Origin of the sequence: Curtobacterium sp. MCBA15_009, assembly GCF_001864895.1 — a bacterium.
Lineage (GTDB): Bacteria > Actinomycetota > Actinomycetes > Actinomycetales > Microbacteriaceae > Curtobacterium.
Genome location: NZ_MJGO01000023.1, coordinates 103651 through 130282 on the forward strand (window position 1 = coordinate 103651; position 26632 = coordinate 130282).

The 26632-nt window shown below is 71.1% G+C and carries 21 protein-coding genes; 7 read left to right on the forward strand and 14 right to left on the reverse strand.

Annotated features, from left to right (window positions below):
* Positions 1-50: 50 nt before the first annotated feature.
* From BIU97_RS06180 to dut, 4 genes are all read right to left on the reverse strand, one after another.
* Entirely contained in the window at positions 51-2888 is a 2838-nt protein-coding gene (locus BIU97_RS06180) for an aconitate hydratase (RefSeq protein ID WP_071255074.1), read from the reverse strand.
* A gap of 127 nt (positions 2889-3015) precedes the next feature.
* Positions 3016-3828 (reverse strand): DUF3159 domain-containing protein, encoded by an 813-nt coding sequence (locus BIU97_RS06185; RefSeq protein ID WP_071255071.1) that lies wholly within the window; start codon positions 3826-3828, stop codon positions 3016-3018.
* A gap of 44 nt (positions 3829-3872) precedes the next feature.
* Positions 3873-4589, reverse strand: a complete 717-nt coding sequence (locus BIU97_RS06190) for a DUF3710 domain-containing protein (protein WP_254782924.1) — start codon at positions 4587-4589, stop codon at positions 3873-3875.
* The gene (gene dut, locus BIU97_RS06195) at positions 4586-5077 is read right to left on the reverse strand and encodes a dUTP diphosphatase (protein ID WP_071297253.1); all 492 of its coding nucleotides are present in this window, start codon (positions 5075-5077) and stop codon (positions 4586-4588) included. Before dut ends, BIU97_RS06190 begins: the two co-directional genes overlap by 4 nt.
* A gap of 65 nt (positions 5078-5142) precedes the next feature.
* Between dut and BIU97_RS06200 the strand changes: the two genes are divergently transcribed.
* A complete protein-coding gene (locus BIU97_RS06200; protein WP_071255067.1) occupies positions 5143-5574 on the forward strand; it encodes a DUF3093 domain-containing protein in 432 nt (143 codons plus the stop codon).
* Positions 5575-5867: 293 nt separating this feature from the next.
* Here the strand turns inward: BIU97_RS06200 and BIU97_RS06205 are convergent, their stop codons facing one another.
* Positions 5868-6167 (reverse strand): DUF4193 domain-containing protein, encoded by a 300-nt coding sequence (locus tag BIU97_RS06205; protein WP_031263038.1) that lies wholly within the window; start codon positions 6165-6167, stop codon positions 5868-5870.
* A gap of 275 nt (positions 6168-6442) precedes the next feature.
* Between BIU97_RS06205 and sepH the strand changes: the two genes are divergently transcribed.
* A complete protein-coding gene (sepH, locus tag BIU97_RS06210; RefSeq protein ID WP_175472105.1) occupies positions 6443-7468 on the forward strand; it encodes a septation protein SepH in 1026 nt (341 codons plus the stop codon).
* Positions 7469-7496: 28 nt separating this feature from the next.
* On the opposite strand, the gene BIU97_RS06215 is transcribed toward sepH, so the two are convergent.
* Positions 7497-8660 carry an alkaline phosphatase family protein gene (locus BIU97_RS06215; RefSeq protein ID WP_071255063.1) on the reverse strand — a complete coding sequence of 388 codons (1164 nt, stop codon included), beginning with the start codon at positions 8658-8660 and terminating at the stop codon, positions 7497-7499.
* Between the two features lie 77 nt (positions 8661-8737).
* Between BIU97_RS06215 and BIU97_RS06220 the strand changes: the two genes are divergently transcribed.
* Positions 8738-11224, forward strand: coding sequence for a DNA gyrase/topoisomerase IV subunit A (locus BIU97_RS06220; RefSeq protein WP_071255061.1), 2487 nt, complete (start codon positions 8738-8740; stop codon positions 11222-11224).
* Positions 11225-11922: 698 nt separating this feature from the next.
* Here the strand turns inward: BIU97_RS06220 and BIU97_RS06225 are convergent.
* Positions 11923-14049, reverse strand: coding sequence for a DNA gyrase/topoisomerase IV subunit B (locus BIU97_RS06225; RefSeq protein ID WP_071255059.1), 2127 nt, complete (start codon positions 14047-14049; stop codon positions 11923-11925).
* 168 nt (positions 14050-14217) lie between these two features.
* Between BIU97_RS06225 and BIU97_RS06230 the strand changes: the two genes are divergently transcribed.
* A complete protein-coding gene (locus BIU97_RS06230) occupies positions 14218-14442 on the forward strand; it encodes a DUF7455 domain-containing protein (RefSeq protein ID WP_071255055.1) in 225 nt (74 codons plus the stop codon).
* 68 nt (positions 14443-14510) lie between these two features.
* On the opposite strand, the gene BIU97_RS06235 is transcribed toward BIU97_RS06230, so the two are convergent.
* From BIU97_RS06235 to BIU97_RS06260, 6 genes are all read right to left on the reverse strand, one after another.
* Positions 14511-14972: a hypothetical protein gene (locus BIU97_RS06235; protein WP_139195927.1), complete on the reverse strand. Its 462-nt coding sequence runs from the start codon at positions 14970-14972 to the stop codon at positions 14511-14513.
* Between the two features lie 140 nt (positions 14973-15112).
* A complete protein-coding gene (locus BIU97_RS06240; RefSeq protein WP_071255053.1) occupies positions 15113-15886 on the reverse strand; it encodes a type 1 glutamine amidotransferase in 774 nt (257 codons plus the stop codon).
* A complete protein-coding gene (locus tag BIU97_RS06245; protein ID WP_071255049.1) occupies positions 15883-17142 on the reverse strand; it encodes a MurT ligase domain-containing protein in 1260 nt (419 codons plus the stop codon). The genes BIU97_RS06240 and BIU97_RS06245 overlap by 4 nt, the downstream gene beginning before the upstream one ends.
* A gap of 6 nt (positions 17143-17148) precedes the next feature.
* Entirely contained in the window at positions 17149-18405 is a 1257-nt protein-coding gene (locus BIU97_RS06250; RefSeq protein WP_111041774.1) for an RNA polymerase sigma factor, read from the reverse strand.
* 195 nt (positions 18406-18600) lie between these two features.
* A complete protein-coding gene (locus BIU97_RS06255; RefSeq protein ID WP_071255047.1) occupies positions 18601-19920 on the reverse strand; it encodes an MFS transporter in 1320 nt (439 codons plus the stop codon).
* Between the two features lie 130 nt (positions 19921-20050).
* Positions 20051-20980, reverse strand: a complete 930-nt coding sequence (locus BIU97_RS06260; RefSeq protein ID WP_071255045.1) for a proteasome assembly chaperone family protein — start codon at positions 20978-20980, stop codon at positions 20051-20053.
* A 75-nt stretch (positions 20981-21055) separates the two neighbouring features.
* Here BIU97_RS06260 and BIU97_RS06265 point away from each other — a divergent pair, with 75 nt between their 5' ends.
* The 3 genes from BIU97_RS06265 (at position 21056) to sucB (ending at position 25635) form a co-directional block, all read left to right on the forward strand.
* A complete protein-coding gene (locus BIU97_RS06265) occupies positions 21056-22552 on the forward strand; it encodes a leucyl aminopeptidase (protein WP_071255043.1) in 1497 nt (498 codons plus the stop codon).
* Between the two features lie 154 nt (positions 22553-22706).
* Complete coding sequence (gene lpdA, locus BIU97_RS06270; protein ID WP_071255041.1) at positions 22707-24080, forward strand: dihydrolipoyl dehydrogenase; 1374 nt, start codon at positions 22707-22709, stop codon at positions 24078-24080.
* 49 nt (positions 24081-24129) lie between these two features.
* A complete protein-coding gene (gene sucB / locus BIU97_RS06275; RefSeq protein ID WP_071255039.1) occupies positions 24130-25635 on the forward strand; it encodes a 2-oxoglutarate dehydrogenase, E2 component, dihydrolipoamide succinyltransferase in 1506 nt (501 codons plus the stop codon).
* A gap of 106 nt (positions 25636-25741) precedes the next feature.
* Here sucB and BIU97_RS06280 read toward each other — a convergent pair whose 3' ends face one another.
* The gene (locus BIU97_RS06280; protein ID WP_071297255.1) at positions 25742-26557 is read right to left on the reverse strand and encodes a hypothetical protein; all 816 of its coding nucleotides are present in this window, start codon (positions 26555-26557) and stop codon (positions 25742-25744) included.
* Between the last annotated feature and the right edge of the window lie 75 nt (positions 26558-26632).

Genomic DNA, 26632 nt, shown 5'->3' on the forward strand with positions numbered 1-26632 from the left:
GAGGCGCGGTGCCAGCTGGCACCGCGCCTCCAGGCAGTATCCGGGTCGCGTCAGACGAGCGAGCGGAGCACGTACTGCAGGATGCCGCCGTTGCGGTAGTAGTCGGCCTCACCGGGGGTGTCGATGCGGACGACCGCGTCGAACTCGATCGGCTGCTTGCCGGCCGGCGAGTGCTCGCTCGGCGTCGCGGTGACGTGCACCGTCTTCGGGGTGCGGCCCTCGTTCAGCTCGGTCAGCCCGGAGATCGAGACGACCTCGGTGCCGTCGAGCCCGAGGGACTCGACCGTCTCGCCCGCCGGGAACTGCAGCGGGACGACGCCCATGCCGATGAGGTTCGAGCGGTGGATCCGCTCGAAGCTCTCGGTGATGACCGCACGGACGCCGAGCAGGTTCGTGCCCTTGGCCGCCCAGTCGCGCGACGAGCCGGAGCCGTACTCCTTGCCACCGAAGATGACGAGCGGGATGCCCTGCTCCTGGTAGTGCTGCGAGGCGTCGTAGATGAACGACTGGTCACCGTCGGGCGTCGTGAAGTCGCGGGTGTAGCCGCCCTCGACACCGTCCAGCAGCTGGTTGCGCAGACGGATGTTCGCGAACGTGCCGCGGATCATGACCTCGTGGTTCCCGCGACGCGAGCCGTAGGAGTTGAAGTCCTTGCGGTCGACGCCGTGCTCGGCGAGGTACTGACCCGCCGGGCTGTCGGCCTTGATCGAACCAGCCGGCGAGATGTGGTCGGTCGTGACCGAGTCGCCGAGCTTCGCGAGCACGCGGGCGCCGGAGATGTCCGACACCGCGTCGGGCTGCATCGTCATGCCCTCGAAGTACGGGGGCTTCCGGACGTAGGTCGACTCCTGGTCCCACTCGAAGGTGTCACCGGTCGGGGTCGGCAGGTTCTTCCAGCGGTCGTCGCCCTCGAACACGGAGCCGTACTCGTGGGTGAACATCTCGGTGTCGATCGAGGTGTCGATGACCTGCTGCACCTCGGCCGCGTCGGGCCAGATGTCCGTCAGGTAGACGTCGTTGCCGTCCTGGTCCTGCCCGAGGGCGTCCTTGTCGAAGTCGAAGTGCATCGACCCGGCCAGGGCGTACGCGATGACCAGCGGCGGGGACGCCAGGTAGTTCATCTTCACGTCGGGATTGATGCGCCCCTCGAAGTTGCGGTTGCCCGAGAGCACCGCGGTGACGGCGAGGTCGTTGTCCTGCACGGCCTGCGAGATCTCCTCGGGCAGTGGGCCCGAGTTGCCGATGCAGGTGGTGCAGCCGTAGCCGACCGTGTAGAAGCCGAGCTGCTCGAGGTAGGTCGTGAGACCGGCCTTCTCGTAGTAGTCGGTGACGACCTTCGACCCGGGCGCGAGGGTGGTCTTCACCCAGGGCTTCGCGGTGAGGCCCTTCTTCGCGGCGTTCCGGGCCAGGATGCCGGCGGCCATCATGACCGACGGGTTCGACGTGTTCGTGCACGACGTGATCGCGGCGATCGCGACGGCGCCGTGGTCGATCGTGAACGGCGCACCGTCGGCGATCGCGACCGAGGTCGGCTTCGAGACGGTGCCGGGCGCGCTCGAGGCGTGCACGGGGACCTCGGAACCGGGGGCGTCCTGCAGGTCGTCCACGGCGTGCTCGTCACCGGGGGCCGCTGCCACCGGGTCGGACGCCGGGAAGGTGTCGGCGACGGCCTTGTCCTGCTCGCTGTGGTCGATGCTCGCGTAGTTGGCGAGGTCGACCTCGAACTGGTCCTTGGCCTTCGACAGCTCGATGCGGTCCTGCGGGCGCTTCGGGCCGGAGATCGAGGGCACGACCGTGGACAGGTCGAGCTCCATGTACTCGGAGTAGTTCGGCTCGACCGAGGCGTCGTGCCACAGGCCCTGGGTCTTCGAGTAGGCCTCGACCAGGGCGATCTGGGCCTCGTCGCGACCGGTGAGGCGCAGGTAGTCGAGCGTGACGTCGTCGACGGGGAAGATGGCGGCGGTCGACCCGAACTCCGGCGACATGTTGCCGATGGTGGCGCGGTTCGCGAGCGGCACGGCGCTGACGCCCTCGCCGTAGAACTCGACGAACTTGCCGACGACGCCGTGCTTGCGGAGCTCCTGCGTGATGGTGAGCACCACGTCGGTCGCGGTCACACCAGCCGGGATCTCACCGGAGAGCTTGAAGCCGACGACCTTCGGGATGAGCATCGAGACGGGCTGGCCGAGCATCGCGGCCTCGGCCTCGATGCCGCCGACGCCCCAGCCGAGCACGCCGAGCCCGTTCACCATCGTGGTGTGCGAGTCGGTGCCGACGAGCGTGTCCGGGTAGGCGTACGTCTCGCCGTCGAACTGGCGCGTGTACGTGACCTTGGCCAGGTACTCGATGTTGACCTGGTGGACGATGCCGGTGCCCGGCGGGACGACCTTGAAGTCCTCGAACGCGGTCTGGCCCCAGCGGAGGAACTGGTAGCGCTCACCGTTGCGCTCGTACTCGAGGTCGGTGTTGCGCTGCAGGGCGTCCTCGCGGCCGAACAGGTCGGCGATGACGGAGTGGTCGATGACCATCTCGGCCGGGGACAGCGGGTTGATCTTGTTCGGGTCGCCACCGATCTCCGCCATCGCCTCGCGCATGGTGGCGAGGTCGACGATGCAGGGGACGCCGGTGAAGTCCTGCATGACCACTCGGGCCGGGGAGAACTGGATCTCGGTGTCGGGCTCGGCGTCGGGCTGCCAGGAGCCCAGGGCGCGGATCTGCGCCTCGGTGACGTTCTTGCCGTCCTCGGTGCGGAGCAGGTTCTCGAGCAGCACCTTCAGGCTGTACGGCAGCTTCTCGTGACCGGGAACCGTGTCGATCCGGTGGATCGCGTAGTCGACACCCCCAACCGACAGTGTGTCCTTCGAGCCGAAGCTATTGACTGCAGCCACCGTGCCGCCTCCCTACTGATCGGTTTGCCCTCATCTTCGCGGGCCGTGGACCGTCCCACCAGCAAGGCAAACCTAATCCCGTGGCCGCCGGAGCGCCCGCGGGAACTGTCTCGATGTCGAGACAACTCTACACCGCGGCGGTGTCGTCCTCGCGACGGAACACGGTGCGGACGAGCAGCCAGGTGACCCAGAGCACGGCCGCGTAGAGCGGGACGCCGGTGATGAGCTTGATCCCGGCCAGCAGCTCCACCTGGGCGGTCACGTAGAGCGGGACCTCGATGAGCAGCCGGACCGCGAAGAGGCCGACCCAGATCCAGGTCGCGACCGTCAGCACCCGGCGCTTGGCCGGGTCGGCGCGCCAGTCCTGGTGCGAGCCGTCCGCGTTCGGCGGCAGCAGGAACCCGACGATCAGCCCGATGAGCGGACGACGGATCGCGAGCGTCACGAGCAGCCCGACGAGCCACACGGCGTTGATGACGATGCCCGGGATGAAGTTGCTCTCGGCCTTGCCCGTGATGAGCGCGAGACCGGCCGAGATCGCCACGCCGAGGATGCCGGCGAGCGACATCGCGAGGGACTGCCGCTGCAGCAGCCGGAGCACGACGAACACCGCACCGATCACCACCGGGATCACGACGCTCGGCACGAGCTCCTTCGTGACGGCGTAGACGACCAGGAAGGCGAGACCGGGCAGGACCGACTCGGCGAGGCCGCGCACACCGCCGACCGCGGTGAGCAGGGCACGGCCGGACGGCGCCTCGCCGGGGGCGACCTGGCCGATGCCGGCGTTCCGCACCGCGTCGCGGAGCTGCGCGTTCAGCGACAGCGGCTCCGCGTGCTCCGACGCGAGGGGGTCGTCGGACGCCGGTCGGCCGGCCGACGCGCCACGGAGGTCGTCGGTGACCCCGTCGGGTCGCGGGGAGTCGTCGTGGTCCGGCACCGGGCCTCCTGGCAGATCGTGTCGTCGGTCGACGTGGTGACGCGTCAGATCGCGGTCTGGGTCGACTTCGGCATGTGCAGCGGGATGAGGTCGCGCGGCGGCATCGGAGTCGTGCCGCGCACGACGACGACGCTGCGGAACAGCTCCTCGATGTCGGACGCGTCGTCGGGCTGCTCGGCCGCCTTGCCGGCGATCACGCCGCGCAGGAACCAGCGCGGGCCGTCGACGCCGACGAAGCGCGCCGGGCGCATGCCCGCGACCCCGCCGTCCGCCGCGACCGGGACCGAGGCGCGGAGCTCCGGGCCGAACGGGCCGTCGACCTCGGTCACGGTGCCGCCCTGCTGCTCGATCTGGTCCGCGATCTGCGCGCGGATCTCGTGCCAGAGGCCGGTCGACCGCGGGGCGGCGAACGGCTGCACCTGCAGGGTCGAGTCGTCGAAGTCCAGGCCCACCGCGACGACGCGCTGCGAACCCTCCTCGACCTCGAGGCGCAGGTGCAGGCCCTCGCGGGGCAGCACCTTCACGCCACCGAGGTCCACGTACGGACGGACCAGGTTCGCCTCGGTCTCGTCGTGCGGGCCGTTCTCGGCGCGGTCGCCGGGCGCGGACTTGTCCGTCGGGGCGACCTCGTCGACCTCGTCGAGGTCTGCGTCGGCATCGATCGCGATGTCGACCTCGGGCGTGGTGTCCGCCACCTCGACGTCGTCGACGACGGCTTCCGCCACCTCGACCTCGTCACGCTTGCGTCGGCCGAACTTCATGCGCGCGTTCCTTCCTGAACGTCTCCGGCGGCGCCGCTGGCGGCACCGCTCCGGTCACCGTAGCCCGACGAACCGAAACCGCCCTGGCCGCGGACGCTGTCGGGCAGCTTGTCCACCCGTGTGTACGTCACCCGGGGCACCGGCATCACGATCACCTGTGCGATCCGGTCGCCGACCTGCACCGCGTACGGCTCGGTCTGGTCCGTGTTGAGCAGCGCCACCTTGACCTCGCCGCGGTAGCCGGCGTCGACGGTCCCCGGCGCGTTCACGATCGTGATGCCGTGCTTCACCGCGAGACCGCTGCGCGGGACGACGAACGCCGCGTAGCCGTCGGGCAGCGCGATCCGCAGGCCCGTGCCGACCAGGCGTCGCTCGCCCGGCTGCAGCACGAAGGCCTCGGTCGAGACGAGGTCGGCACCGGCGTCGCCGGGGTGCGCGTGGCCGGGGGCGTTCTCCCCGGTCCAGAGGACGTCGACTGGTTCGGTCACGTGACGAGGGTAGTGCAGAGCGTGACCGGACCGTGACCTCGGCCGAGTCGTGGTCGAATGGACCCGTGACCCTGTACCGCGAACGACTCTGGGCGCCCCCGGCGCTCTACCTGGCGACGGCCCTCGTCATCCCGGCGTCCCTGCTCGTCTTCCTGCCCATCAGCGTCCTGGCCGGCGTGCTCGTCGCCATCGGGATGTACCTCGGCGTGCTCGTCCTGCTCTGGGTCCTCGCCCCCGTCGTCGAGGTCACCGACACCGAGTTCCGCGCGGGTCGGGCACGACTCCCCCGGGCACTCGTCGGCTCGGTCGAGGCGTACGAGGGCGCCGAGGCCACCACGCAGCGCGGGCCGCGGCTCGACGCCCGGGCGTGGACGCTCTTCCGCGGGTACGTGCGCGACGTCGTGAAGGTCGAGGTCCGCGACGACGCCGACCCCACGCCGTACTGGCTCGTCAGCGTCCGCCAGCCCGCCAAGGTCGTCGAGGCGCTGCGGTCCTGACGGGCGGTTCCGCGCGGGTGCAGTTCCGCGCGTGGGTGGCTGTTCGCGCGTGGGAAGCTGTTCCGCGCATGGGTGGCTGTTCCGCGCAGCAGTCCCGCGCGTAGGAGGACAAATCGCGCGTAGGAGGCCGGAAGGAAGGGCTCCCTACGCGCGATCCGACTCACCACGCGCGATTCGACCCACCACGCGCAGAACAGCACACCACGCGCAGAACAGCACACCACGCGCGGAACTGCGGGGACGGCGAAGGCCCGCTGCTCCGGGGAACAACGGGCCTTCGGTGATCGGTGCGTCTAGAGCGCTGCGCACTCGGCGCAGACCGGTCCGAGCTTCGACTCGTGGTCGAGCTGGGAGCGGTGCTTCACGAGGAAGCACTCGACGCAGGTGAACTCATCGACCTGCGGGGGCAGCACCACGACGTCGAGGTCGACGTCGCTGAGGTCCTGTCCGGCGAGTTCGAAGCTGCCGGGGTTGTCCGAATCATCGTCGACGACCCCCGACATCTTGTCGGGAACGCGCTCCTTGAGGGCCTCGATCGACTCCGAGTCGGAGTTGTCGTCGGTCTTCCGGGGGGCGTCGTAATCGGTGGCCATGCCCATCCATTTCTCGTATCGAGAGGTCGTCGCCGGGTGATCGGCGGCGACAGTTTGCACCACGTCCCGCCGGAGCGCAAACCGAGTGCTTCGGCGGGTCGTCGTGGCCCTGCAACCCGCGGTCGACACCGGACATTCCCGCTGTCCGACAACGTCCGTCGCGCAGTCCGCGGCACGCCCGTGCGCCTCCCACGGAACGCCGCGCGGTGACTGCATACTCACGGGGTACGACGCACGACCGTACGCGATGCTCGGAAGGCGGAACCATGCAAGACGTGAGAGTCATCGGAGTCGAGTCCGGCGCACTCCTCCTGGCGACCGACGGCGGCACCGAGTTCCGGTTGCCCGTCACGTCGTCGCTGCCGGGGCAGGTCCGCCAGGCGAACCCGGAGGCGGGACCGCAGAAGCGGGTCTCCCCGAAGGACGTCCAGGCACGCATCCGTGGCGGCGCCGACGCCGCGGACGTCGCCGCCGCGCTCGACGTGGACGTCGAGTACGTGCGTCGGTTCGAGGGCCCGGTGCTCGCCGAACGTGCGTTCATCCTCGACGCCTCGCACCGCGTCCCGGTGACCCCGGTCGACGACCAGGCCCCCGACACCTTCGGCGAGGCGATCACCGCCAAGCTCGAGGCCGGCGAGGCCACCGCGATCACCTGGGGCTCCTGGAAGCACCCGGAGAGCGGCTGGCAGGTGCGCGTGCGCTACACGGCGGCCGAGGTCGAGCACGACGCGCAGTGGCGCTTCGACCCGAAGACGTCGACCCTGGTGCCGGACAACGGCGACGCCCACCGCCTGTCGCACACCGAGGACGAAGGCATCGCCCCGCGCCTGCGCGCCGTCGAGTACGAGCAGCCGGACGACGACGGCACCCGCTTCGACTCGGGCGCGTTCCGCGTCGACGAGCCCGACGAGGCCCCCGCCGAGCCCGAGCCCGTGGACCGCGCGCCCCTGCGTGCGCCGCTGCCCCGCATCGGCCAGGCCGTGGTGGACGAGCGAGCGCCCGGCAACGAGACCGCCGACCTGCTCGAGGCCCTGCGTCGCCGACGCGGAGAGCGCGAGGCCGCCTCGTTCACGGACCAGCGCGACGAGCCCCGCGGCACGTCGATCAGCGTCGTGGACATCCCGCTGCAGGGGTTCGAGGACGACGACGCCCGCGGGACGGCGCCGCAGCCGGCCGAGGACCGTCCGACCTCCGCCCCCGAGGCCGAGGGGCGTCAGGAGCGTCGCAAGCGCAACCGTCGGTCGATGCCGAGCTGGGACGAGATCGTCTTCGGCACCCGTCCGGACGACGACCCCGCCTGACCCGGGCCGTCCCGCGGCGGTCGGTCGCCTAGGCGAAGGCTCCGGCGAGCCGGAGCGGGACGAACAGTTCGTCGTCCGTCATGGCGCCGTGCTGGCCGACCATCCGGCGAGGCGTCTCGTTCGCACGCAGTGCCCGGTCGTCGTTGAAGGCCCAGGAACCACGGGCGACCAGGACCACGTCGCCGATCCGCGGCGCGACCCGCGGGTCGACGGTGCCGAACCAGCCCGCCTCGACGGCCTCGTCACGGCTCGCCACGAAGGCCTTCTTGCCGTACTTCGCCCGGAAGGCACCGACCAGTGCCCGGACGTCGGTGCCGGGGGCGACGGTGAACTGCCGGCAACGCGGGTCCCCCGCGACGCCGACGACGTCGGTGAGCAGCAGCGGGTCGATGGCGATGTTCGCGTGCTCGGGGACGTCGAGCACGCCGTGGTCCGCCGTCACGAGCACGCCGACGTCGGCAGCCGACCGGGCGTCGAGCCGGGCGAGCTCCCCGTCGAGCAGTTCGAGCGACGCGGTCCACCGGTCCGACTGCCAGCCGTGCTTGTGCCCGATCGAGTCGAGCTCCGGCACGTACAGGTAGACGAGCGAGCGGCCGGTCGCCGTCGCAGCGAGGGCCGCGTCGACGCGGTCCGGGATCGAGTCGGCCGAGACGTAGCGTGCCCCGCCGAGCACGTTCGCGGTCATGCCCGACGACCGGTAGCGGTCGGGACCGACCACCACCGGGTCGACGCCGAGCCCGGTCGCGCTGGTGAACAGGGTGTCGGACAGCAGCCACCCCGCCGGGACCTGGCTGTCCCACCCGCTCAGCAGGTTGACGACGGTGCCGGAACCGGGTTCCCAACCGCTGTAGCCGACGACCCCGTGAGTGCCGGGCGAGCGCCCGGTCGTGAGCGTCGTGAGCGCGGCGGCCGTGGTCGTCGGGAACCCGCTCCGCAGCTTCTTCGCGGTGCCGGTCCCCTTCGCGGCGGCGAGCCAGCGGGCGTGTCCGGCGCGCGCGGACAGCGCGCCGGCACCGAGGCCGTCGACCAGCACGACGACCGCGGAACGGGCGGGGCGGAGGGTGATCCGGGCCTCCAGGCCGCTCTCGCGCAACCACGTGTCGTCCGCAGCGCCGAGCGCGACGAGGCAACTCGGCAGGACGTCGGCGAGGTTCGCGGCGGCGTCGGGGGCCGTCGGTACGCTGGTTCCCATTCCACAGAGTCTTCCAGACCGCGGTCTTCCAGACGACGCTGGCCAGCCAGCGCGGTCTGTCCGCCCAGAAAGGTGCCATGGCACGCACGGACGCAGTCGGGCTGCCCGACGGTGAGCGCATCGAGGAGATCGACGTCTCCGAGGAGATGCAGGGGTCGTTCCTCGAGTACGCGTACTCCGTCATCTACTCGCGCGCACTGCCGGATGCCCGCGACGGCCTGAAGCCGGTCCAGCGGCGGATCCTGTACCAGATGGCCGAGATGGGCCTGCGGCCGGACCGCGGACACGTCAAGAGCGCCCGGGTGACGGGCGAGGTCATGGGCAAGCTGCACCCCCACGGCGACGGTGCCATCTACGACGCGCTCGTCCGCATGGCCCAGCCCTTCACGATGCGGGTGCCGCTCGTCGACGGGCACGGCAACTTCGGCTCGCTCGACGACGGTCCCGCCGCGGCCCGGTACACCGAGGCGCGGCTCGCCGAGCCCTCGATGGCGATGACCGAGGGCCTGGGCGAGGACGTCGTCGACTTCGTCCCGAACTACGACAACCAGATCATGCAGCCGGGCGTGCTGCCCGCGGCATTCCCGAACCTCCTCGTCAACGGCGCCTCCGGCATCGCGGTCGGCATGGCGACGAACATGGCACCGCACAACCTCGGCGAGGTCGTCGAGGCCGCGAAGCACCTGCTCATGAACCCCGGCGCCACGCTCGACGAGCTCATGGAGTTCGTCCCCGGCCCCGACCTGCCCGGTGGTGGCACGATCGTCGGGCTGTCCGGGGTCCGCGACGCCTACGCGACGGGGCGCGGTTCGTTCCGCACCCGGTCGAAGGTCAGCATCGAGAACCTGACCCCGCGGCGGGTCGGCCTCGTCGTGACCGAGCTGCCGTACCTGGTCGGGCCGGAACGCGTGATCGAGAAGATCAAGGACGGCGTCCAGTCGAAGAAGCTCGTCGGCATCTCCGACGTCAAGGACCTGACCGACCGCAACCACGGGCTGCGGCTGGTCATCGAGATCAAGAGCGGCTTCAACCCGACCGCCGTGCTCGAGCAGCTGTACAAGCACACCCCGCTCGAGGACGGCTTCGGCATCAACAACGTGGCGCTCGTCGGGGGCTCCCCGCGCACGCTCGGGCTGCGCGAGCTCCTCGACGTGTACGTGCAGCACCGTCTGGACGTCGTCACCCGCCGGTCGCAGTACCGGTTGGCCCGGCGTCGGGAACGGCTGCACCTGGTCGAGGGCCTGCTCGTCGCGATCCTCGACATCGACGAGGTCATCCAGGTCATCCGCACCTCGGACGACTCCGAGGCCGCGCGCAACCGCCTGCGTGACGTCTTCGACCTGTCCGAGGTCCAGGCCGAGTACATCCTCGAACTGCGCCTGCGCCGCCTGACGAAGTTCTCGCGCATGGAGCTCGAGGCCGAACGCGACCAGCTCCTCGCCGACATCGCCGCCCTCGAGGAACTGCTGGCGTCGGACGAGCGGCTGCGCGCCCAGGTCGCGCTCGAGCTGACCGAGGTCTCCGACCGGTTCGCGACCCCGCGCCGGACCCTGCTCACCGAGGCCGACGCCCCGGTGCGGGGCGGCCGCAAGGCCGCGGTGGACCCCGAGTCGTTGCAGATCGCCGACTCACCGTGCCGTGTGCTGCTCTCGACCACCGGGCGGCTCGTGCGCGTCGACATCCCGACGTCCGAGCTCGGCATCGTGCGGGTCCCGAAGCGCTCCAAGCACGACGCCGTCCGTTCGGCGATCGTGAGTTCCGTGCGCGGGCAGGTCGGCGCGCTGACCTCCACGGGTCGGGTGCTGCGGATGTCGCCCGTCGACGTCCCGGCGGTCCCGCCCGCGGCGGTGCGGCTGGACGCCGGCGTGCGGGTCACCGACTTCCTCACCCTGACCAAGGGCGAGACCGTCGTGGCACTCGTCGACCTGTCCGGCGCTTCGTCGGACTCGCTCGCGATCGGCACCGTGCAGGGCGTCGTGAAGCGGGTCGTGCCCGGCGCCTGGCCCGACAAGCCGGAGTTCCCCGCCATCGGTCTCAAGCCGGGCGACGCCGTGGTCGGCGCTGCGCAGGCTCCGGAGTCCGACGACCTCGTGTTCATCACGTCGAACGCGCAGCTGCTGCGGTTCCCGGCGTCGGCCGTGCGGCCGCAGGGCCTGCCGGCCGGTGGCGTCGCCGGCGTCGCACTCGCGGCGGGGGCCGCGGTCGTCTGGTTCGGGTCCGTCTCCCGGTCCGACGAGGCCGTGGTCGCCACCGTGTCGACGACCTCGACCGCGCTGCCCGGCACCGACGCCGGTCGGGCGAAGGTGTCGGCGCTGTCCGAGTTCCCGGCGAAGGGCCGTGCCACGCAGGGTGTCCGGGCGCACGCGTTCCTGAAGGGCGAGGACGGCCTGACCGTGGGCTGGGCCGGCATCGCTCCGCCGCACGCCGTCGGCACCGACGGCGCAGCACGCACGCTGCCGGACTGGCTGTCGAAGCGCGACGGGTCGGGGGCGCCGCTCGAGGCCGTCATCGGCTCGATCGGCGGCAGCGCCGCGACGCTCGACGGCACCGCCGGCGAGGCGTAGGAGCGCAACCGCTCCCGCGCGCTGCGGCTGCCGGTGCTGCGGCTGCCGCTGCTGCGGTTGCCGCAGCGGCGGTCTGCGGACGGCGGCCCGCGGGCTGCGGCCTGCGGGGCTGCGGCCTGCGGCCTGCGGCCGTCGCTGCGGGCTGCGGCCGTCGGCCAGTGGCCGCGGTGGGCTGGTGCTGCGAAAGCGACAGTCCTGCGCGAATGGTTCGTGCAGGACTGTCGCTTTCGCGAAGGAACCGGCGCAGTTGACGGACGGGAGGCGCGGGTCGACCCCGCCACGGGCCTCCCGTCCGTCCACGCAGAAGTAGGTCGCGGAGCGGCCCCGTCGCCACCACGCGGAAGCGAGGCGGCGCGGCGGGGCGGCGGCGCGGCGGCGGCGGGGCGAGAGCGGGTGCCCCATTGCCCTGCCGCGCGAAAGCGACAGAACGGCGGGAACTGTCGGCGGGATCCTGTCGCTCTCGCGGAACAGAGCGCGTACGACGGCGGCTCGGAGTCGCTCGCGCAGGACCGGGTCGCTTTCGCGGCACCGCCGCACTTGAGCGCCACCGCCGCATTCCCGGCACCGAGACGCTTTCGCGCCACCAAGTCGCCCTCGTAGCACCGCCTACCGCCGCGCAGCTGCACAGCCAGCCGGACAGCCATGCCGCCGAGGAGCCAGCCAGCCGCACGGCGCGGCCGGCGGCCGGCACGTCGCCCCTACGCGTCGATGCGGTCCCGGTCGAGCCCCTCGCCGGCCAGGATGAACTCCTTGCGCGGGGCGACGTCGTTGCCCATGAGCAGCTCGAACACCTTGGCGGCGCTCTCGGCATCGCTGATGTTCACGCGGCGCAGGGTGCGGTGGGTCCGGTCCATCGTGGTCTCGGCGAGCTGGTCGGCGTCCATCTCCCCCAGGCCCTTGTAGCGCTGGATGGGCTCCTGGTACTTCTTGCCGGTCTTCTCGAGCTTCTTGAGGACCCGCTGGAGCTCCTGCTCGGAGTACGTGTACAACGTGTCGTTCGGCTTGCCGCTGTTCACGACGACGACCCGGTGCAGCGGCGGCACGGCCGCGAAGACCCGTCCCTGCTCGATCATCGGGCGCATGTACCGGAAGAAGAGCGTCAGCAGCAGGGTGCGGATGTGCGCACCGTCGACGTCGGCGTCGGACATGATGATGACCTTGCCGTAGCGCGCCTGGTCGATCTCGAACGTGCGGCCGGAGCCCGCACCGATGACCTGGATGATCGAGGCGCACTCGACGTTCGACAGCATGTCCGAGACGGACGCCTTCTGCACGTTGAGGATCTTGCCGCGGATCGGCAGCAGCGCCTGGTACTCGCTGTTCCGGGCGAGCTTCGCCGTGCCGAGCGCCGAGTCCCCCTCGACGATGAACAGCTCGGTGCCCTCGGTCTCCTGGGAACGGCAGTCGGCGAGCTTCGTCGGCAGGGACGAGTTCTCGAGTGCGTTCTTGCGGCGCTGGGTCTCCTTGTGGGCGCGGGCGGAGATGCGGGTCTTCATCTCGGAGACGACCTTCTCGAGGAGGGTCGCCGCCTGCGCCTTCTCGGTGCGCTGCGTCGAGGTGAGGAGCTCGGTCATCCGCTTCGACACCACCTGGTCGACGATCTTGCGCACGGCCGGGGTGCCGAGGATCTCCTTCGTCTGTCCCTCGAACTGCGGCTCCGGCAGCCGGACGGTCAACACGGCGGTCAGGCCCGCGAGGACGTCGTCCTTGTCGAGCTTGTCCTGCCCCACCTTGAGCTTGCGGGCGTTCGCCTCGACCTGTGCCCGCACCGCCTTGACGAGACCGGACTCGAACCCGGCCTGGTGGGTCCCGCCCTTCGGCGTCGCGATGATGTTGACGAAGCTCCGGAACACGGTCTCGTACCCGCTGCCCCAGCGGAGCGCGACGTCGACCTCGCAGGAACGCTCGACCGACGTGGACACCATGTGCCCCTTGTCGTCGAGCATCGGGACCGTCTCGGTGAACGTGCCTGTGCCCTGGATGCGCCAGACATCGGTGATGGCGGTGTCGACCGCCAGGTGCTCGACGAACTCGCCGATGCCGCCCTCGTACCGGAAGCGCTCGACCACCGGGCCGGTCTCCACGGTGGTGCCGGTCGACTCGGCGCGTGCGGCGGCAGCCTCGATCGAGGACACCCGCGAGTCGGTGATGGTGATGCCGAGCCCCGGCACGAGGAACGCCGTCTGTCGGGCGCGGGTGACGAGGTCGTCGGTGCTGAAGCGGGCGTCGGCCGTGAAGATCTGCCGATCGGCCCAGTAGCGGATGCGGGAGCCCGTGACGCCCTTCTTGACCTTGCCGACGACGCGGAGCTCGCTGCCCGAGGTGAAGGGGGTGAAGGGTGCGTCCGGGCCGATCCCCTTCGCGTCGTCGAACGTGCCGGGCTCGCCCCGGTGGAACGACATGGCGTAGGTCTTGCCGCCGCGGTCGACCTCGACGTCGAGCCGCTCCGACAGGGCGTTCACGACGGATGCGCCGACCCCGTGCAGACCACCGGAGGCCGCGTAGGAGCCGGATCCGAACTTGCCGCCGGCGTGCAGCTTGGTGAACACGACCTCGACCCCGGTCAGCCCGGTCTTCGGCTCGACGTCGACCGGGATGCCGCGCGCGGTGTCGCGGACCTCGACCGAGCCGTCGGCGTGCAGCACGACACCGATCTCGTCACCGTGCCCCGCCAGGGCTTCGTCCACGGAGTTGTCGATGATCTCCCACAGGCAGTGCATGAGCCCGCGGGAGTCGGTCGAGCCGATGTACATGCCGGGACGCTTCCGGACCGCCTCGAGCCCTTCGAGGACGGAGAGATGGCGTGCGGAGTAGTCGGAGCTCACGCTCCAAGGCTAGCGAGCCGCACCGACACCCCTGACGAGGACACTCGCACTGGGGACAACCGGTCCGCGCTGAGCGAAACAGTGCTGCAGGATGCATCGTTCTCAGGCATCACGTGTTGAAATGGTGCAACCACCCGGCACCACCTGCGATCCGTGAGGAGCACAGCAATGACCCAGACCGTGCAGGACCCCTCCATCGACGAAGTCAGCAACCACCAGCTGACCGCCGCCGACCGTTGCGACAGCTGCGGGGCGCAGGCCTACATCCGAGCCACCATGTCGAGCGGCGAGCTCTTCTTCTGCGCCCACCACGGCGCCGAGTTCAAGGACAAGCTCGCGGCGACCGCCATCGAGTGGCACGACGAGAGCAGCCGACTCTACGAGTCGAAGTAGCGTTCAGAGCGACGGACAGGAGGCGCGGTGCCAGCGGGCACCGCGCCTCCTGTCGTTCTGTGCTCGCGTCAGAACTCGCGGTTCAACGCCCAGGCCGCGCCACGGTAACTGTTCGGGCCCCACACACCGTCGATCGGTCCGCTGTACCGGCCGTGCGCGGCAGCCCACCGCTGCAGGGCTTTCACGACATCGGCGCTTTCCCATCCGTACAGAGCAGGTGCGTCGTAGTACCCACCGCGGGCGAGCTGCGCCGATGCTGCCTTCCAGGAGTTCGGACCCATCACCCCATCGATCGGCCCGCTGTAGGCCCACTGCCCCGGTGCCATGGTGCCGAGGCACTGGAGTCGCTTGTAGAAGATGGTCCCCGGTATCCCGTCGAACTCGGTCGTGGTCGTCGGCACGGCACTGCAGGCCGAACTGATCCGCGTTGATGCTGCCTCCGCAGGAGCGGTTCGGACGACCGCTCCGGCGGTAGTGATGGTCACGACGAGCGCACCGACCAGGGCGAGGACGAATTTGTTGTGGTGCATGAAGCCTCCCTTTCCAGTCTCCGACATTTCAGATGTTGGTCGAGTGGGGAAGGCGTTGCCGTCCGTTGCCATCGTGCCGGGCACGACGAAGGCCGGGCCCTCCCGGACCCGGCCTTCGTCGGCGTCGATCGATCTCGACGTCAGGCGATGCGCTTGAACGCCTTGTCGACGTAGCGGTCGACGGTCGCGCGTGCCTCGCGGGCGTAGCGGTCGATGGCCGCCGTCCCCTCGGGGTCGGGCGCGTACTCCCGACCGAGGCGCGTCGTCGCCGCGGCGAGCACACCGTCGGTGAGCTGCGGGTTGAGCGGCAGGATCGGCCCCTGGGTGTGGGTGCCGAACGAGGTCCCGACGATCGCGCCCTCGACCGGGGAACCGGCCTGGTTGCCGCCGCCGGACACGACGTCCGCGAAGGGGACGACGCCGTCTGCGAGCTCGATGCGCGTCGCGTGGTCCTCGAAGCCGGCGAGGCGCGTCGGCGCTCCCGGCAGCAGCGGGTAGCGGGTGTCGAGGACGAAGTAGTTGACCCGACGCTCCGCACCTCGGACGGCGCGGGCGTCGAACACACCGAAGCCCTGCACGGGCGCTCCCTCGGTGGGCACGACCTCGTTCGTCGCGAGGTCGAACCCGCCGCCGACCGCCACGACCGGCACGCCCGATGCGGCGAGGGCACGGAGCGGTTCCGCGATGCGGGTGACGTCGGCGCCGAGTGACCGCATCGCGCTGAGCGGCCCGTTGCCGATCACGACGACGTCGGCCGTCGTGGGGAGCACGTCGCCGGGTGCGTACTCGACGACCTCGGTCGCGATGTCCGCTGCGGCTGCGCGGCGGACGATGGCCGCGACGTTGCCGCGGTCCCCCGAGACGCCCATCTGACGGGGGTAGACGTGCAGGATGGTCAGCCGGTCGGCCGTCATGCGGTCTTCTCCATGTCCGGGTGGCCGAGGGCCTTGCGGGCGATCATCATGATCTCGTAGTTGACGATGAAGTTCTTCGTCCCGCGGGTCGTCGAGCCGAGCTGCTCCATGTGCTTGATGGCTGCCTCGACGTCGGGCTCGACCCGGCCGATGCGGACACCGGCATGCTCGAGCGCGATCGCGATCTGCCACGCCTTGTCACCGGAGACGACGTCCACGTGGTCGAGCTTCGAGAAGTCGATGTCGTAGATCCAGGAGATGTCGGGCGTGCCCTCGTCGATCGCCATGAGGACCTGCTCGGGCTGGTCCGGCAGGGCGTCGAGGTTGAGCTGCAGGCTCGCGGCGTTCTTGAACATCGTGAACTCGGCGGACTCACCCGCGATGGGCAGCCGCTCGCCACGGCCGTACGCCGGCTTCATCGTGCCGAAGGCCTTGGTCACGGCGTCCGCGCGGAACTGCGCGCCGAGGGCGGCACTCGCCGTCGCGGTGGCCGCGGCGGCGTCGACCGCGTAGTGCAGGCCACGGGCCGGCAGACGGACCGGGATCTCGGCGCCGTCGAAGCGGATCGTCGCGCCGTCGCCGGTGTTCACGACGACCTCGGCGTCCGCCTCGTTCGCCTGACCGTCCTGGCGGTCGAAGTCGTCGGCGTTCTGCAGACCGTTCGGGGCCGCAGCGACGACCTCGGCGCTCGCGCCGAAGCGCAGCACACGCTGGTCGCCGGACGTGGCGTAGGCGTCGAGGAACTGGTCGTCACGGTTCGTGATGACGTTGCGCGACGCCAGGGCAGCCGTGTCGAGCATCATGTCCGCGACGCGCTCGGTCTCGAAGAACCGGTAGAGCTGGTCGACCTGGACGTTGAGCATCGTGACCGTCGACGGCGACAGGATGCCGGCGAGCTCGACCGCGAAGGCCTCGTCGACCTCGAGGATGCCGATGTCCGCCTTGAGCTTGCCGGTCAGCGAAACCTCGGACAGCAGCGCCGACGCGATGCCCTGCGGCAGGTTCGCACCGGAGGGGTTCGTGAAGACCCGCAGCCCGTGGGCCCGGACGATGTCCGAGATCATGTGCGTCGTCGTCGACTTGCCGTTGGAGCCGAGCACGAAGACGACGCCGTTCGGGAACTGCTTCGTCACGTGCTGCAGGAACTCCGGCACGAGCTTGAGCACGATGTAGCCCGGGTAGGCGGACCCGCCGCCCCGCGCACGGGCGAGGGCGCGGAGGATCCGCCCGATCAGGATCGGGATGAAGAACCGCATGCCGGCTTACTCGAGGTAGTCGCGGAGCGACTGGGACCGGGACGGGTGGCGGAGCTTCGCCATCGTCTTCGACTCGATCTGACGGATGCGCTCGCGCGTCACGCCGAACGTGTCACCGATCTGGTCGAGGGTCTTCGGCTGGCCGTCACCGAGGCCGAAGCGCATGCGGATGACACCGGCCTCGCGCTCGGACAGGGAGTCGAGCAGGCTCTCGAGCTGCTTCTGCAGCATCGTGAAGCCCACCGCGTCGGCCGGCACGACCGCCTCGGTGTCCTCGATGAGGTCACCGAACTCCGAGTCGCCGTCCTCGCCCAGGGGCGTGTGCAGCGAGATCGGCTCACGGCCGTACTTCTGGACCTCGACGACCTTCTCCGGGGTCATGTCGAGCTCGCGGGCGAGCTCTTCCGGGGTGGGTTCGCGACCGAGGTCCTGCAGCATCTGACGCTGGACGCGGGCGAGCTTGTTGATGACCTCGACCATGTGCACCGGGATGCGGATGGTGCGGGCCTGGTCGGCCATGGCACGGGTGATTGCCTGGCGGATCCACCACGTCGCGTAGGTCGAGAACTTGAAGCCCTTGGTGTAGTCGAACTTCTCGACCGCACGGATCAGGCCCAGGTTGCCCTCCTGGATGAGGTCGAGGAACTGCATGCCGCGGCCGGTGTAGCGCTTGGCGAGCGACACGACCAGGCGGAGGTTCGCGCCGAGCAGGTGCGACTTCGCACGCTGACCGTCGCGGGCGACCCAGCGCAGCTCGCGCTCGGCGGGCTTCGAGAGCCCGGTCGCGTGCTGCAGCTTGTCCTCGGCGAACAGGCCGGCCTCGATGCGCATCGCGAGCTCGACCTCCTGCTCGGCGTTGAGCAGGGCGACCTTGCCGATCTGCTTCAGGTAGTCCTTGACCGGGTCGGCGGTCGCACCGGTGATGGTCGTCGAGTAGACCGGCGCCTCGTCGTCGTCGGTCTGCGAGATGACGAGTGCACCGGCGGCCACCGCCGCTGCGGCGTCCGGCTTGACCGTCTTGTCCTCGGTCTCGTCGGCTTCGTCGGTCGGCTCCTCGACGGGCTCGTCGGAGGCGATGGCCTCGTCGACGGCGTCGGTCTTCTTCGCCTTCGGGGCGGCCTTCTTCGCCGGTGCCTTCTTGGCGGGGGCCTTCGTGGCGCGCTTCTTCGGCGCGGCCGTGCCCTCGGTCTCCGCGGTCTCGTCCGCGGTGCCCTCGGGTGCGTTGTCCTTCGTGGGATCGATCGTCGTGCTCCGGGCAGCCATGCGATCACCTCTCTCGTCGTGCCACGTTCGTGGGGTCGTGGCCTCCCTCGCCGCCCCAGGCCCCGCGCCGCGGTTCCCCGCGTCGGACGAGTCCTACCGTTCCGGGCAGCACTAGGACCCATGTCAAGTCCCCCGCGTTCGACGGCGCTCTGGAGAGCACTGGCGGACAAGGGGGCCCGAACGGGTCCGTGATCATTATTGCACGGACCGCTTCCGCAGGCGTGCAACGAGGGCAACCCAGAGCGGGCCGACGCGTATTCCCTCTTCGGCGTGCAGCTGGCGCCGTGTCCGGTGGCGTGCGTGCAGCAACATGGCGACCCCGAACCCGACGACGAGGTACTGCACGGTGAGCGCGACGCGGAAGTTGTCCCACGCGAAGACGGTCTCGCCGGTGACCCCGGCCGCGACGTCGAGCACCAGCCCGATGAGGTACATCATCACGAAGGCCGCCAGGAACCCGCCGACGTTGACGATGCCGTTCGCCGAGCCGAGCGACCCGACGGGGTTGAAGGTGCGCGCGAAGTCGAACCCGATGAGCGATCCCGGGCCGCCGATGCCCATGGCGACGACCAGCAGCACGAGCAGCCAGGTCGGCGGGTGCCCCGGCCAGAGCAGGATCGCCGTCCACACCACGGCGAGCAGGACGACCGCCCCGAGCACCAGGTTCGACCGCCGCATCGGGAAGCGGGCGCAGAGCACGCCGAGCGCGGGACCGGCGACGAAGCCGACGAGCACGATCACGGTGAGGAACCCCGCGGCCTCGCCGGGGGTGTAGCCGAGCCCGCGCAGCATCGGCACGCCCCAGAGCAGCGAGAACACGGTCCCGGACGACTGCGTGACGTAGTGCGACCAGAACCCGAGCTGGGTACCGGGGCGGCGGAGCGCGTGCCCGAACGTCCGGAACGCACCGCCCCAGGAACCCGGGAGCGGGATGGACCCGGTCCGCGCGGGGACCGGACCGTTCCGCACGAAGACGACGACGAGCACGAGCCCGACCGCGCTCGCGGCCGCGGCGACGCCGAACGCGGGGGTCCACCCCGCCGTGTGCAGGAGCACCGCGAAGGGGAACGCCGACAGGATCTGGCCGACCTGGCCGAGGTTGCCGGTCCACTGGGAGATCTGCGGCAGGATCCGGCCGCTGAACCACATCGGGACGAGCCGGATGACCGAGATGAACGTCATCGCGTCGCCGGCACCGACCAACACGCGGCCCGCGATCGCCGGCACGATCGACGGCGAGACCGCGACCACCGCCTGGCCGACGACGAGCAGGACGGCACCGATGACGAGCAGCCGGCGGGGTCCGATGCGGTCGAGGGCGATCCCCACCGGGATCTGCAGGGCGGCGTACACGGCGATCTGCACCACGGCGAGGGTGGACAGCACCGCTGCGGAGACCGCGAACCGCTCCTGGGCGTCGACACCGGACACCCCGAGCGAGGAGCGCTGCACGACGGCGAGGACGTAGGCGAGGACCGCGACCCCCCAGATGAGGAAGGCACGACGGGAGTTCACCAGGACAGGCTACCGACGCCGGTGCCCCTCGGGGACGCCTGCCGGTCTCGGCGACGCGGGGCGGATGGACGACGCATGTCGCGCTCGGTGGCGACGTGCGTGGCGGAGGCCCCCCGGGCCTCCTGGCCGGTCACTCCCCGGGCTCGCCCTGGCTCCGGCGGTCGGCGAGGAAGCGCTCGAGCTCGGCGGCGATCGCGTCGGCCGTCGGGACCTGACCGTCGACGCCGGTCAGCGGCGACCCGACCGGGTTGCCCTCCATGTAGGTGTCGTGGCGTTCCTCGAGCACGGAGACGAGCCGTTCGAGCTCGCCGTTGCCGGCCACCTGCTCGTCGACCCGCGTCAGGAACTCGCGACCCGACTCACGCAGGGCGTCGGTCGGGAAGATGAGGCCGGTGGCGGCCGCGATGCCGGACAGCGCCGCGACGGCGGCGTCGGGGAACTCGGTGTCGGACAGGTAGTGCGGCACGAGCAGCACCAGCCCGGTGACCTGGGCGCCGGACTCGGCCAGGCGGTGCTCGACGAGGTGCAGGACGTTCGCCGGCGCCTGGGTCTCGGGCTTCCAGACGCTCATCTGCTCGACGAGGTCGGCCCGGGTGCCGGACACGGTGAGGTTGATCGGCCGGGTGTGCGGCACCGGCATCGGGATCGCCTGCACCCACGTCGTGTCGACGACCTGCAGGCGCTCGGCGAGCTCGGTGACGGCGCGGACGAACCGGTTCCACTGGAAGTCCGGCTCGTAGCCCGACAGGAAGAGGAACGGCTGCCCGATCTCGTCACGGACGAGGTGCAGCGTGAGGCGCGGCGGCTCGACCGCGGCGATGTGGTCGTGCTCGAAGGTGATCACCGGCCGACGGGCTCGCCAGTCGAGCAGGGCGTCGGGGTCGAACTCGGCGACGAGCTGGGTGTCCAGGTCCTCGAGGACCGAGGTGGTGACCTGCGCGACCGCGGCGCCGGCGTCGGCGAACCCGGTCAGTCCGGCGACCAGGTGCAGCCCGACGGGGACGCTCGGGGCGTCCGGGTCGAAGGTGTAGAGCTCCTCGGGGTGGTTCACCGTCCCCATGCTAGGCGGGGCGTCCGACGGTCCCGTGCGCGCAGGCCACGCCGTCAGCGAACACCGCGTGGATAGGCTTGGAGCATGGTCCGACCGACGCTCTCCACCACCACTTCCTCCCCCGAGACCACCGCCGCCGACGTCCTCGTCGTCGGGGTCCGCCCCGCTCCGTCGGGTGCCGCCGCCGACGCGACGGCCGGTGCGACCGTCGCGCCGAGCGCGCTCGGTGCCGTGGCGGCCCTCGCCGACCTCGACCTCGCCGCGATCGGCGTCACGGGCGCCAAGGACCAGCTCGTGCGCATCCCGGGCACCGGCGTCACGGCGTCGTCGATCGCGCTCGTCGGGCTCGGCTCGTCCGCCGACGCCGCAGCGGTCCGCGCAGCGGCCGGCAGCGCCGTCCGCCAGCTCCCGCACGCCGCCTCGATCGTCCTCGCGCTGCCGACCGACTCCGCGGAGCTCGTCGACGCCGCGCTCGAGGGCGCCGCGCTCGGCGCCTACGCCTTCACGCGTCACAAGGGCGCCGGCAGCACCGGCCCGACCCGCGGTGAGCAGCGCATCGAGGTCGTGGCCCCCGCCGACGTCACCGACGCGACCGTGCGCCCGACCGTCGTCGGCGACGCCGCCGCCCTCGTCCGTGACCTCGTGAACACCGCCGCCGGCGACCTCGGTCCGTCCGACGTGGCCGACGTCGCCACCGGACTCGCCGACGGCCTGCCGCTTACCGTCGAGGTGCTCGACGAGCACGCGCTCGAGGAGCAGGGCTTCGGGGGCATCCTCGGCGTCGGCCGCGGCTCGGTCCGCCCGCCGCGGCTCGTGGTCGTCCGCTACGCACCGGAGTCGGCGACGAAGCACCTCGCCCTCGTCGGCAAGGGCATCACCTTCGACTCGGGCGGCCTCTCGCTCAAGCCGGCCGCGTCGATGCTCGGCATGAAGACCGACATGACCGGTGCCGCGACCGTCCTGGCCGCCACCGTCGCCGCCGCCCGGCTCGGGCTCGACGTGCGCGTGACCGCCTGGCTCGCCCTCGCCGAGAACATGCCCTCGGGTTCGGCGACCCGCCCGGGCGACGTCCTGACGCTGAAGAACGGCAAGACCGTCGAGGTGACGAACACCGACGCCGAGGGCCGTCTCGTGCTCGGCGACGCGATGGCCGCTGCATCGCTCGAGCACCCCGACGCGATCGTCGACGTCGCCACGCTGACCGGCGCCCAGGTCGTCGCGCTCGGTGAGCGCACCACGGGCCTGATGGGCAGCGACGACCTGGTCGAGCGTGTCCGCGCGATCGCCGGCACCGTCGCGGAGCCGATCTGGCCGATGCCGCTGCCCGAGGAGATGGGGGCCCGACTCGGCAGCGAGATCGCCGACATGCTCAACGCCACCGTCGGCAACACGGCCGGTGGCATGCTGCTGGCCGGCGCGTTCCTGGAGCGCTTCGTCGGCGAGGGCATCCCGTGGGCGCACCTCGACATCGCCGGCCCGTCGGAGCACAAGGGCGGCGGCTACGGCTGGCTCGGCAAGGGTGCGACGGCCGTGATGGTCCGCACGCTCATCGCGCTCGCAGAAGACCTCCAGTCCGAGTAGTAGGTTTGGTACCGGTGGGCAGTGCGCGTCGCAGCGCCTCCCACCGGTACTGCACGGGACGGGACCGGAACCACGCGGTCCGACCGTCGGACGCCGCCACCGCGGTGTCCACGCGGGCCCGACCGGCCCGACACGCACGAGGGAGTTGCACCAGGTGACGGAACAGACTTACGACGTCGTGGTCCTCGGTGGCGGGAGCGGTGGGTACGCCGCAGCGCTGCGGGCCGCCGAGCTCGGCATGAGCGTCGCGCTCATCGAGGGCGACAAGCTCGGAGGGACGTGCCTGCACCGCGGCTGCATCCCCACCAAGGCGCTGCTGCACGCCGCCGAGATCGCCGACGGGACCCGTGACGCCGAGAAGTACGGCGTCATCGCCGAGTTCGCCGGCGTCGAGGTGCCGAAGGTCATCGAGTACCAGCAGGGCGTCATCAACTCGAAGTACAAGGGCCTGCAGGGCCTCATCAAGGCCCGCGGCATCACCGTCGTCGAGGGCTGGGGCCGCCTGACGTCGCAGAACACCGTCCAGGTGGGCGACCAGACCGTCACCGGCAAGAACGTCGTGCTCGCGACCGGCTCCTACTCGAAGTCCCTGCCGGGGCTCGAGATCGGCGGCCGCGTGATCACCTCCGACACCGCCCTCCGCATGGACTACGTGCCGAACAAGGTCGTCATCCTGGGCGGCGGCGTCATCGGCGTCGAGTTCGCCAGCGTCTGGAAGTCCTTCGGCGCCGAGGTCACGATCGTCGAGGCGCTCCCGCACCTCGTGCCGGCCGAGGACGAGTCGATGTCGAAGCAGCTCGAGCGCGCGTTCCGCAAGCGCGGCATCGAGTTCTCGCTCGGTGTCCGGTTCCAGGGCGTCGAGCAGCACGAGAACGGCGTCGTCGTCACCCTCGAGGACGGCAAGACCTTCGACGGGGACGTCCTCCTCGTCGCGGTCGGTCGCGGCCCGGTCACGCAGAACGTCGGCTTCGAGGAGGTCGGCGTCGCCATGGACCGTGGCTTCGTCACCACGAACGAGCGCCTCGCGACCAACCTGCCGAACGTCTACGCCGTCGGCGACATCGTCCCCGGCCTGCAGCTCGCGCACCGCGGCTTCCAGCAGGGCATGTTCGTCGCCGAGGAGATCGCCGGGCTCAACCCGGTGATCATCGAGGACAAGAACATCCCGAAGGTCACGTACTCCGACCCCGAGGTCGCCTCGGTCGGCCTGTCGCAGTCGAAGGCCGAAGAGCAGTACGGCGCCGACAAGGTGGACTCGTACGAGTACAACCTCGCCGGCAACGGCAAGAGCCACATCATCGGCACCTCCGGTTCGGTGAAGGTCGTGCGTGTCGTCGACGGCCCGGTCGTCGGCGTCAGCATGATCGGCGCGCGCGTCGGCGAGCTGATCGGCGAGGCACAGCTCGCCGTGAACTGGGAGGCCCACCCGGAGGACGTCGCTCCCCTGGTGCACGCCCACCCCACCCAGAACGAAGCCCTCGGCGAGGCCTTCCTGCACCTCGCGGGCAAGCCGCTGCACGCCCTGTGAACACCATGACCACCACCACGAACCACCCCTGCGAAGAGGAGTCCACCCGATGAGCGAATCCGTCAACCTCCCGGCGCTCGGCGAGAGCGTCACCGAGGGCACGGTGACCCGATGGCTGAAGAACGTCGGTGACCGGGTCGAGGTCGACGAGCCGCTGCTCGAGGTCTCGACCGACAAGGTCGACACCGAGATCCCGTCGCCGATCGCCGGCGTCATCGAGGAGATCCTCGTCCCCGAGGACGAGACCGTCGAGGTCGGTACCGCCCTCGTGAAGATCGGCGACGGCTCCGGCTCGTCCGACTCCGGTTCCTCCGACCAGGGTTCGTCCGACGCGGACTCGTCGAACGCCGCCGCTGCCGAGGCCGAGGAGCCCGAGGCCGAGCCGAGCACCGAGCAGGAGTCCGAGACCCCCGCCCCGGCGCCCGCCCAGCCCGAGCCCGCCCCGGCCGGTCAGACCCAGCCCGCAGCACCGCAGGCCCCGTCGGCACCACCCGCCGCCGCTCCCGTGCCGCAGGCCGCGCCCGTTCCGCCGCCCGCCGCCGTCCCGGCTCCGCCCGCCGCCGTGCCGGCTCCGGCCGCCGCGGCTCCCGCGGCCGGTGGCACCACCGCCGCCGCGGTGCCGAACCCGACGCAGGACGGCGCCGCCTCCGGCTACGTCACCCCGCTCGTCCGGAAGCTCGCCAACGAGCAGGGCGTCGACCTGTCCACCGTCACCGGTTCGGGTGTCGGCGGGCGTGTCCGCAAGGAGGACGTGCTCGCCGCCGCCGCGAAGGCCCCGGCCGCCGCCGGCTCGGCAGCACCCGCCGCCGCCTCCGGTCCGTTCGTCGCCGAGGTGTCGCCGCTGCGCGGCACCCGCGAGAAGATGACGCGCCTGCGCAAGGTCGTCGCCGAGCGTGCCGTGCAGTCGATGACGTCGACCGCGCAGCTCACCAGCGTCGTCGAGGTGGACGTCACCAAGGTGGCCCAGTTCCGCGACGCCAACAAGGCCGAGTTCCTCGAGAAGACCGGTTCGAAGCTCTCCTTCATGCCGTTCTTCGCCCTGGCGGCCTCCGAGGCGCTCAAGGCCCACCCGAAGATCAACTCGACCGTGGACGGCGACGAGATCGTCTACCCGGAGACCGAGAACGTCTCGATCGCGGTGGACACCGAGCGCGGCCTGCTCACCCCGGTGATCAAGGACGCCGCGTCGCTCGACCTCGCACAGTTCTCGAAGTCGATCGCGGACCTGGCCGAGCGTACCCGCAACAACCAGCTCAAGCCCGACGAGCTCGCCGGCGGCACGTTCACGCTGACCAACACCGGTTCGCGTGGCGCGCTGTTCGACACGCCCGTCGTGTTCCTGCCGCAGTCGGCGATCCTCGGCACGGGCATCGTGACGAAGCGTCCGGCGGTCGTGAAGGTGGACGGCCAGGAGGCCATCGCCATCCGGTCGTTCGTCTACCTCGCGCTGTCGTACGACCACCGCATCATCGACGGGGCGGACGCGTCGCGCTACCTCGTCGCGGTGAAGAACCGTCTGGAAGCGGGCAACTTCGCCCCCAACCTCGGGTACTGACCCGCACCACCGCCGACGGCCCCGGTCCCCTTCGTGGGACCGGGGCCATCGTCGTCCACGGGCGCTCGTCGTCCACGAGCGCTCGTCGTCCACGAGCGCTCGTCGTTCACGGGGCGAGCAGGACGCCGGCGACGACGCTGCCGACGACGACGACGGCCACGATCAGGAGGCGCCGCAGCGGCACCCGGCGGTCGCCGATCGGCAGCCCGTGCTCGACGGCGTCCTGCAGGCGGGCGAACGGTGTCGGCGGGGTCGGAGCCGGGGCGGGTGCCGCGAAGACCAGGTCGGCCGGAGCCGGGTCCCAGCGGAAGGGCCGCGGGGCGGCGCTCGCGCGGACCGCGTCGAGCGCGGCGACCGCCGCGCGTCGGTCGCCGTCGACGGCTGCCTCGAGTGCAGGATCGACGATCGCGCGAGCGGGATCGGCGGGGTCGACACGGTCCCACACCGTGCGGGCGGCCAGGGCGGCGGTGCGTGCGGCGTCGGAGGTCGCCGGGGAGGGTCGGGCCGTCGCGCCCGGTCCGGTCGGTGTCGCGCCGGGCGGGTGGTCGCACAGGACCACCGCGCCGGCGTCGTCCACCACGACGTCGTCGGCTGCGGCGGTGCCGAGCAGCACGGTGCCGTCACGTGCAGCGAGGACCACCGCGAGCAGCGGCACGCTCAGGGTCACCGCGACGCCGGTGGTCAGGGTACCGATCCGGTCGAGCGCCGGTGCCAGGGGTGTCCCACCCGGACGGACGAGGTCGACCACGAGGTCACCCCCGGCCGTGCGGGCGACGGCGTGGACGGCGACGAGGTGCCGGTCGACGGTGGCGCTGCGGTCGAGCACCCAGGCCCACGCGTCGCCGCCGTCCGGCGGTGCGGACCAGCGTTCGGCGAGGTCCGGCTCGCACCGGCCACCGGGGTGGGCTGGAGTCGTGTGCACGGTGACCAGCGTGGCGGAGCGGAGCCGGGCCTCCTGGCCGTCCCCGTCAGCCTGTGGAGAGCGCGCGTTCGCCCA